The sequence below is a fragment of the Parabacteroides sp. AM58-2XD genome (genome assembly GCF_003463685.1).
GTDB classification, from domain to species: Bacteria; Bacteroidota; Bacteroidia; order Bacteroidales; family Tannerellaceae; genus Parabacteroides; species Parabacteroides segnis.
Genome location: NZ_QSDP01000159.1, coordinates 1 through 8,980, shown reverse-complemented (window position 1 = coordinate 8,980; position 8,980 = coordinate 1). Strand labels below are relative to the sequence as shown.

At 45.5% G+C, this 8,980-nt stretch carries 8 protein-coding genes; 3 read left to right on the top strand and 5 right to left on the bottom strand.

Going from position 1 to position 8,980, the window contains the following annotated elements; genetic code table 11:
* Nucleotides 1-247 precede the first annotated feature (247 nt).
* Complete coding sequence (locus DXA15_RS23640) at nt 248-463, bottom strand: hypothetical protein (protein WP_128135669.1); 216 nt, start codon at nt 461-463, stop codon at nt 248-250.
* Between DXA15_RS23640 and DXA15_RS23635 the strand changes: the two genes are divergently transcribed.
* From DXA15_RS23635 to DXA15_RS23625, 3 genes are read left to right on the top strand one after another with little or no spacing between them, the layout of a single operon-like run.
* Entirely contained in the window at nt 462-1,181 is a 720-nt protein-coding gene (locus tag DXA15_RS23635; RefSeq protein ID WP_007653298.1) for an ABC transporter ATP-binding protein, read from the top strand. The genes DXA15_RS23640 and DXA15_RS23635 overlap by 2 nt on opposite strands.
* A gap of 27 nt (nt 1,182-1,208) precedes the next feature.
* Nucleotides 1,209-2,744, top strand: a complete 1,536-nt coding sequence (locus tag DXA15_RS23630) for an ABC transporter permease subunit (RefSeq protein ID WP_128135668.1) — start codon at nt 1,209-1,211, stop codon at nt 2,742-2,744.
* 15 nt (nt 2,745-2,759) lie between these two features.
* Nucleotides 2,760-4,154, top strand: a complete 1,395-nt coding sequence (locus DXA15_RS23625) for an ABC transporter permease (protein WP_128135667.1) — start codon at nt 2,760-2,762, stop codon at nt 4,152-4,154.
* A 411-nt stretch (nt 4,155-4,565) separates the two neighbouring features.
* On the opposite strand, the gene DXA15_RS23615 is transcribed toward DXA15_RS23625, so the two are convergent.
* From DXA15_RS23615 to DXA15_RS27370, 4 genes are all read right to left on the bottom strand, one after another.
* Complete coding sequence (locus DXA15_RS23615) at nt 4,566-5,477, bottom strand: DUF368 domain-containing protein (RefSeq protein ID WP_128135666.1); 912 nt, start codon at nt 5,475-5,477, stop codon at nt 4,566-4,568.
* Between the two features lie 2 nt (nt 5,478-5,479).
* Nucleotides 5,480-6,922: a tetratricopeptide repeat protein gene (locus DXA15_RS23610; RefSeq protein WP_128135665.1), complete on the bottom strand. Its 1,443-nt coding sequence runs from the start codon at nt 6,920-6,922 to the stop codon at nt 5,480-5,482.
* A 25-nt stretch (nt 6,923-6,947) separates the two neighbouring features.
* Complete coding sequence (locus DXA15_RS23605) at nt 6,948-8,696, bottom strand: glutamine--tRNA ligase/YqeY domain fusion protein (protein ID WP_010803554.1); 1,749 nt, start codon at nt 8,694-8,696, stop codon at nt 6,948-6,950.
* A gap of 103 nt (nt 8,697-8,799) precedes the next feature.
* On the bottom strand, nt 8,800-8,980 hold a 181-nt coding region (locus tag DXA15_RS27370), incomplete at its 5' end, for a hypothetical protein (protein WP_233567590.1).

The following is an 8,980-nucleotide window of genomic DNA, read 5'->3' as shown; positions in this document are numbered from 1 at the left end:
TCCCTTGATGGAAAAGTAACCCAAAAGATCAAGCTGCACCGGCTTCACTGCTACGGAAGAAGACTACGCTGTCGCATCTGAACTCGCTTCGCTCAAACAGCAGATGCTCCTGACGCTTCGTCTTCTTCCTTCGCGGACGTTCATCCGCTGATGCCTTTCATAGAACGCGTTGCGTTCTTTGGGGATTGCCGACACCGGCACCTATATAACAGGCAGTGTCGGCCATCCCCGGAGGAAGTGAAACTTCCTAAAAAGGCATCAGCTGGCGAGCGTAAAGCGCAGCAGCCGGAGTGAGCGTCCGGAGCATCCGCTGTTTGAGCGAAGCGAGTTCGGAGGCGACAGCGAACGCAGGATGCGGAGTAGCGAGGCAGATGTAGCCTTGAACTTTGATTACTTTTCTTTCAAGAGAAAAGTAATAACGAAAATAAGAATAATAACAATTGAAATAAAACATAAACACCATGTTACAAGCAATCGATTTGACAAAGAGATACGAAGATGGCAATCTGGCCCTTGATGCCTTGAACCTAGAGATCAAGCCGGGCGAAATATTTTTCCTGCTGGGAGCAAACGGGGCAGGGAAGACCACTTCCATTAATATCTTCCTCAACTTCATCGAACCCACTTCGGGCCATGCCCTGATCGACGGTATCGACGTTATGGAAAAACCGTTGGAAACCAAAAAGCATGTCGCTTTCGTTTCCGAGAATGTTATGCTCTACGGCAACTTCACCGCCCGTCAGAACCTCGACTTCTTTGCCCGCCTGGGTGGTAAGACGAACCTGACGAAAGACGATTACTACAACGTCATGCGCCGTGTCGGCCTGCAGGAAGAAGCCTTCGAACGCAAGCTGAAAACCTTCTCCAAAGGTATGCGCCAGAAGGTCGGACTGGCCATCGCCATTATCAAAGATGCCGACAACATCGTCATGGACGAGCCGACCACCGGACTCGACCCCAAGAGTGCAGCCGAACTGATGCAGATATTGATTAACCTCCGTAACGCCGGCAAGAGTATCCTGATGTGTACCCACGACCTGTTCCGTGCCAAGGCAGTGGCCGACCGTGTCGGCATCATGAAGGAAGGACGTCTGGTGATGCTCCGTAGCCGTGAAGAGTTCCTTCAGGACGACCTCGAGCGTATCTATCTGGATTATATGCAGGAAGCTATTTTGGAATAAGAGTATAAACCATTAATAATAAGTAATATGATTTGGTTAATAGCAAAGAAAGATTTCCTGCTGAACTTGTTGTCGGTCAGGTTTATTATAGGGTTTGTACTGTGCCTGCTGGTGATACCGTTTACAGTAATCGTCAGTGTGGAGAATTATCAGAACCAGGTGCGTGTCTTTAAGATCGAACAGGCAAAGGCGGATAAAGAAATGAAAGAGAGCCGCGTTTGGTCACATGTTCGTCCTACTGTTATACAGGTGCCGGAGCCGCTGAGTATCTTTAGTACGGGTATTATCGGTGATGTCGGCAATAAGGTGAAGGTTTCTTTCTGGGAACATCCGCTGTTTCCCGAAGGGCATACTCTTACCCGCGACAATCCGTCGCTGAATGCCTTCTTCTCGATAGACTTTTCGAAAGTGGTCGCTATTCTTATCTCGTTGCTGGCACTCGTCTTTTCGTATGATGCCATTACCCGTGAACGGGAAGACGGGACGATGAAACTGACCTTTACCGGACAGGTGAGCCGTATCTCCTTCCTGATGGGTAAGTTATTGGGACTGTTGCTGACGTTACTGCCTATTTTGCTGTTCTGTTATCTGCTGGCCTGCCTGATCATTGTGGTTAATCCGGCGATTTCCCTTTCAGTATCCGACTGGGGCGGCTTGTCGCTGCTTTTCCTGACTTCCGTCATTTATATGATGGTATTCCTTTTGTTGGGAATGTTTATTTCCAGCCGGGTGACGCATTCGTCTTCGTCCATTATTATCAGCCTGCTGTGCTGGATATGGTTCCTTTTCCTGATGCCTAATATTGCGACTTATCTGGCACAAAGTATTTCGAAAGCGCCTTTATATGATAATGTACAGGCAACCATGAGAAATTATGACGAGGCTTTTCATAAAGAATATATGGAGGAATGGCCGCGTGCGTCCCAAAGGGTCAATATGAAATATTTGAGTTATAATAATTGTACCGGTGACGGACCTGAATATCTGGAATTGGCCGGAGGCCCGAAAGAGACACCTTTGTTCCATCAGCAGATGCAGATTTGGGCAACTCCTGTCATGCTGAATAATGCGGATAAGAAATGGGCCTTGCAGCGGAACTATCTGGATGGACTGGTGCGTCAGCAACGGTTGCAACAAGCCATCGCCTGGTTGTCGCCCTCCGAATTGTTCGATCAGACGACGGATGCTTTATGCCGTACCGATGCGGGCAGCTTCCTTAAATATATGGAAAGTTTGCGTAAATACCGGGAGAACGTCATTACCTATTTCAAGGATCATAAGCTGTTTGAGTCTACTGCTTACTTTACTGCCCAATCTTTGGATGAATTCCCTACACAGGCAGAAATAGACTTGGGAGGAGAAGAGGTGTGGAAGAAATATGACAGAAGTAATTCTGAATTTCCGTATCTGGATACCAGCGGTGTTCCCCGCTATGTTCCTCAACCGATCACACTTTCGGCTACGTTGGGTGCCGCGCTGGGACGTTTATGTGCCCTGCTGGGATTGGTGATCGTATTGTTGGTCGGGACAATCGTGTCGTTTATGAAATATGATGTCAGATAATAAATAATTACAGTTATGTTTACAACTTTATATATACGTGAATTGCAGAACTATTTGTATAGCCTGCGCTTTCAGGTTTCTTTTGTAATTGTTGTGCTGGTGTTTACGTTGGGTAGTGTTTCATTTGCTTCTTCTTTTAAGGATATGCATGATAACTATACCAAATATAGCGTAGCACAGCAGGAAGCAATAGGCAAACAAGCCGAAAATATCTCAAAAGTAGCGACAGCAAGGAATAGCTTTATCATCTCTCCGCGTGAAAACAGTGTGATTGCGGATTGTAAGGAGAGCTATTTACCTAACCGCATTACTTATAGTGCTTATAATGTGTTTGATTATTCGGTACGTCATGATAGCAATAATCCTCTTCTGATCCGTACGGATAGTTTGAGTTGGTCGTTTATCGTTTCCATGTTCCTGAGTTTTATTACGCTGCTTTTTGCTTTTGATGCTATTTCAGGGGAAAAAGAGGAGAGGACGCTGGCTTTGGTCTTTTCAAATGCCGTACCCCGGCGCACCTTCTTGTGCAGTAAACTTTTGAGTATTATAACAGTGATAGGAGTCATGGAGTTGGTCGGTATCATAATCAGTCTGATTATCCTGGCTGTTTCCGGTCAGGTGCAGTTGAACAGTAGCTTTCTGATAGAGACTGCCGGGTTTATACTGATCAGCCTTTTGTTTATCACTACGTTTGCCGTATTCGGTTTGCTGTCGTCGGTGGTGACGCGCTACTCCAATATCAGTTTGCTTATCTCGCTTTGTTTCTGGTTGTTTGCTGCGGTAGTCATTCCTAATACGTCTGTCTTTTGGGCAAAGACGCTGTTCAGCATACCGACATCGGACGAAGTGGCTCAGAAGCGTCAGGAGGCATCCAATGATATTAACCGGAATGCACCGGAAGGAAGCTGGTCGTCCAATGGTATGGATGCGTTTTATCCCCGGCATGAGTTGCGTGCACGAAACCAGAGCAATCTGATGAATAGCGATAAGAAGTATAATGATGCCTATTACCTGCAACAGTTCCGTCAGTTTGAGCAAACCCGGAATTTCACGCTGTTGTCACCGATCGCGCAGTTCGATTATATGAATGAAGCGTTTCTGGGAGGTGGTTACCTGCGTTTCCAGAAGAACTGGAATGACCTGCATGCTTTCCAGGAACAGTTCTTACAGTGGTTCAAAGATGTCGATGCCAAGGATGACGGCAGCCCTCACTGGTATAATCCTTATGAAGATTATTCCACCAGCAAGAAACCTGTAGCCGTCGATCAGATTCCTCAATATCAGGAACAGATCGCCTCTTTCGGGCAACGCATCGAATTCATCGGAGGTTATATGATTGCTATGATACTCACGATTGCTGTTTTGTTTATGGCTTGCTTTTATTTCTTTACAAGATACGATGTACGGTAATAATTGTCTAAATTTTGTACACAACTGTCTAATTATTGGACAGAATGGGAATTTAGTGATAAATATATATGTTTGATAAATAGATGTTTGTGTGTTTTGGCACGCTGTTTGCTCTATAAATGGCGTTGCCGGACATACTGTAAAGTAAAACCGGACAACTGTCCGTTATTGGACAGGTTTATTATTTATAAAACTGGTAGTTATCAGATAGATACACTTATGGCATGCTATTTGTCATGAATTAGGTAAAAAGATAAACAATACTAATAAGATGTGTGTTTTCAACATGAAGGGAGCAACTCTGGCGAACTGCTCCCTTTTATAACCTAAAAAGGTTAACATAATTGATGAGGTTCTCTTTGGCGAGAGAACAAGCTCTTCCTTGTGCGTGAGCATAGGGGAGAGATTTTTTTATGCTTTAGCTCCTTTCATGGATAACTTTTCAAGGAAATATACGATAGCGAAGCCGAATATCATTAATCCTACGGCTTCCCACAACAACTGGTCCGGCAAAATATTTGCTTCGACCAACGGCTTGATCACTCCATGGCTGTCGGTATATGTCTCGATTGTTTTTTTCCAGGGCCATACTTTGTTGAGCGAACCCAGCATAAAACCGGCCAATACTGCGATTGTCGTATCATGGAACCGGCGCAGGGCATAAGAGAGTACTCGTGAAAATGAAGTGATGCCCAATGCCGCGCCACAGATAAATACGAGCATGACCGGGATATTGAGTGTCTTTACCGCTTCCATGATATAGAAATATTTTCCGAGCAATACCAGAATGAAACTACCCGAAATACCCGGCAAGATCATCGCGCAGATCGCAATGGCTCCGCAAAGGAAGATAAAGAACAGGTTTGTCGGTGTCTCCGCCGGTGTGGCAACGGTAATGTAATAAGCAATGATAGCCCCAATAATAAAACTCAGTATCGATTTCCAGTTCCATTGCTTGATATCTTTCGATACGAACCAGGTGGAAGCCAGTACTAACCCGAAAAAGAAGGCCCACACCAAGATCGGATGGGTAACCAACAGCCAGGTAATGAGCTTTGCCAGCGAGAAAATGCTGATCCCGATGCCGGCAACGATAGCCAGCAGGAAGTTGGCATTTATCGCTTTCCAGAAAGCGGCGATCTTACCGGTGAAGAGTAGCTTCAGGCTTGCTCCGTTAATACTCTTGATCGAATCAATCAGTTCTTCATAAATACCAACAATAAAGGCAATTGTGCCGCCCGATACGCCGGGAACAACATCGGCTGCGCCCATACCCATGCCTTTCAAAAGTAGGAGACCGTAGTCTTTTAGATTTCTGTCCATTATTAGTTATTATTGTCCTTATTATTGAGGAATTCCTTTGTCAGATCTTCCGGCGGGATATGTTTGCCCAGCAACTGCTGCTCCACATCGCTGAAGTCGATACCTGAGTTTTCCAGGTACTCGATCAGTTCTTTCGGGGTAGTTTTGCTGAAGTGCTCGCCGAAATGCTTCATATCTCCTTTAGCCAGATAAGCCATAGCCATATGGAGATGGATAAAAGGCAGATTCGGATTAACGGCATATACCTTATTATAATATTTGATCGCCTTGTCGATATCGCCTTTCATGTAGAGATACTGTCCGGCATGGAAAAGACTTTCAAAATCCTCCGGTTGATAGTATTCTCCTTTATCCAATACTTCGAACAGACGTTCGGTGGTCTCGACTGCCTGCTTGTCTTCTCCGTTTTCCACGTAAGTCAAGGCCAGCAGAGAGAGTATCCTGACATTGTTGGGGAATAGTTCGATCGCCTTTGTCAACGTCTTGGAAGCTTCCCGGTGACGTTCCGTTTCCGCACAGCAACGGATGAAGTTGATGTATGCAGCCGGTTCGTTGTCAGTCACCTTTTTGCCGATAATATCTTTCAGCAGATTATAGGCACCTTCAAAATTCTCGAGTTTGATATAGCACTCTGCCATGAGCGGTTTGATGCGCTCCGCCATCTCAAAGTCGCCATTGATGTCCTGATATACTTCCAGTGCCTTTTCATAATTTTCGTTCATGTAGAGGCAGTAGGCTTTCAGTATCTTCAATTCCGGGTCCGAATCATCGCAGGTCAGTGCAAAGTCGAATGCTTCGATTGCCTTTTCGAACTCCAGTTTGATCGAATATAACCGTCCGAGTGTGAACCAGTATTCGTGAGAGTAGGGGTTTTTGTCGATCAGTTCGTTGCAGATGCTGATCGCCCCGTCGATGTCTCCTTCTATTTCCCGGTTGTAGCATAACTCATCTTTCAATACCAGATTCTGAGGGAATAAATCAATGCCGCGGTTTATGAAATCGCGTGCTTCATTGTTCATTTCCATATCACTTAAAAGGGGAGCGGTATATTCGAACACGGTTTCCAGATAATCGCAATCCTCTTCGATCAATTTTTCTGTGTACTCGATCAGTTTATCATATCGGTCGAGCATGCAATAGCATTCTAACCGTAATAAGTCGAGGTCCTGGTTGTCTGTTTCAGCGATTGAATCGATCAGAGCCAGTGCACTGTTATAATCTTCATTATAAACGAAGAGTTTGCATTGTCTGATCTGTAAGTCTGTATTACCCGGATGAAGTTTTAGTCCTAAGGCTAAAACTTCATCAAAGTAGTCATAATTATCCGATTCTTCAAAGCTGCCCAACAATTCATCTACTTCATCCGCATCGAAATAGGGCTCTTTTCCCATTTCGCGGGCAGACAGATAACGTTGTAGCAGACGTGAAATATCATCTTTTTTCATAGGGAATAATTTAATTGGCACATTGTTAAGCCTTGTCCTTCACCTTGCTCCACGTATCTTTCAGGGATACGGTGCGGTTGAAGACGAGCTTTTCGGGCGTAGAGTCTTTGTCTACGTTGAAATAACCGATACGCTGGAATTGTAAATAATCTAACGGCTTGGCGTTCGCCAGATATTTCTCAACGTAACAGTTCGTCAATATTTTCAGAGAATCCGGATTGATGATCTCTTTCATCGCATCCAGCACAGAGCAATTCTTGGCTTCGCGGATCGCAGCCAGTTCATCACGCGGATTTTCTACTTTCCAGAGGCGGTCGTACAAGCGGACTTCTGCCGGCAGACTATGCGCACAACTCAGCCAATGTAGCGTTCCTTTTACCTTGCGGTTGCTGTCCGGCATGCCGCTCTTGGTATTCGGATCGTACTCGCAATATACTTCCACCACTTCGCCTGCATCGTTTTTCTTGCAACCGGTACATTTCACGATGTAAGCATTCTTCAGGCGTACTTCCTGTCCGGGAGTCATACGGAAGAACTTTTTCGGTGCATCTTCCATAAAGTCGTCTCTTTCCATCCACAGTTCGCGGCTGAATTCGATCAGGTGGCTGCCTGCTTCCGGGTCTTCCGGGTTGTTGATAGCTTCCATCTCTTCCACCTGTCCTTCCGGATAATTGGTGATGATCAGTTTGACCGGATCGAGAACGGCTGATACACGGGTAGCACGGGCATTCAGGTCTTCACGAACGGCACTTTCCAACAAGGCGAATTCGTTCAGGGCATCGTAAGTGGTATATCCGATCTTATCGACGAACTTGCGGATAGACTCGGGAGAATAACCACGGCGGCGGAATGCACAGATAGTCGGCATACGGGGATCGTCCCAACCGTCGACCAGCTTTTCTTTTACCAGTGTAAGCAGGTTACGTTTGCTCATCAGTGTATAACTCAGGTTCAGTTTGTTGAACTCAGTCTGGCGCGGACGGTTGTCGTCGAGGTCTTTACCCTCTTTCAGCCAGTCGATGAACAGGTCGTATAACGGACGGTGTACCACAAACTCGAGTGTACAAAGCGAATGTGTAACGCCTTCAAAGAAGTCGCTCTGTCCGTGGGCAAAGTCGTACATCGGATAAACTTTCCATGTGTCGCCGGTGCGGTGATGGTGTGCCGATGTCACTACGCGGTAGATGATCGGGTCGCGGAAGTGCATGTTCGAGTTTGCCATATCTATTTTGGCACGCAATACCATAGCACCTTCTTCCACTTCGCCGTCGCTCATCTTTTGGAACAACGCCAGGTTTTCTTCGATGGGACGGTCGCGATAGGGACTATTGATACCCGGTTGGGTAGGGGTTCCTTTCTGCTGGGCGATAACTTCCGAACTTTGTTCGTCGATATAGGCTTTTCCTTCTTTGATCAGACGGATGGCAAAATCCCACAATTGCTGGAAATAGTCGGATGCGTAATAGATGTTACCCCAATGGAATCCGAGCCATTCTATATCTTCCTTGATTGCATCGACATACTCTACATCTTCTTTTACAGGGTTCGTGTCGTCGAAACGAAGGTTACAAACTCCGTTGTAACGTTCTGCAATACCGAAATCCAGACAGATTGCTTTGGCGTGTCCTATATGCAGATAGCCGTTTGGTTCGGGCGGGAAACGGGTTTGTATACGTCCGCCATTTTTACCTTCTGCCAGGTCTTTTTCAACATTTGCTTCAATAAAATTCAGGCTTTTTTTGCCTTCTTCTTCGTTCGTTCTGATATCGCTCATATCTGTTATAAATATGTTATTTCTTTATTAACGGAGCAAAGGTAGCGATTTCTTTATTTGCTGCATAGCAATACAAGTTTTTTCCTGTATTTGTGGCTTAATTTTATCGAACAGAATCTAATAAATCTGTGTTGTCTGAGTAGTATGGGAAGGTTAAAAGGATTAGATTTGAATATAGAAATAATTGAGCTATCTGTTTAGTGACCGGTTGTAACTGGCTCCCCTCTTGAGAGGGGGCAGGGGGTGTGTTAAAGCCAGTCAATAAAACAAGCCTTGTAACAGGT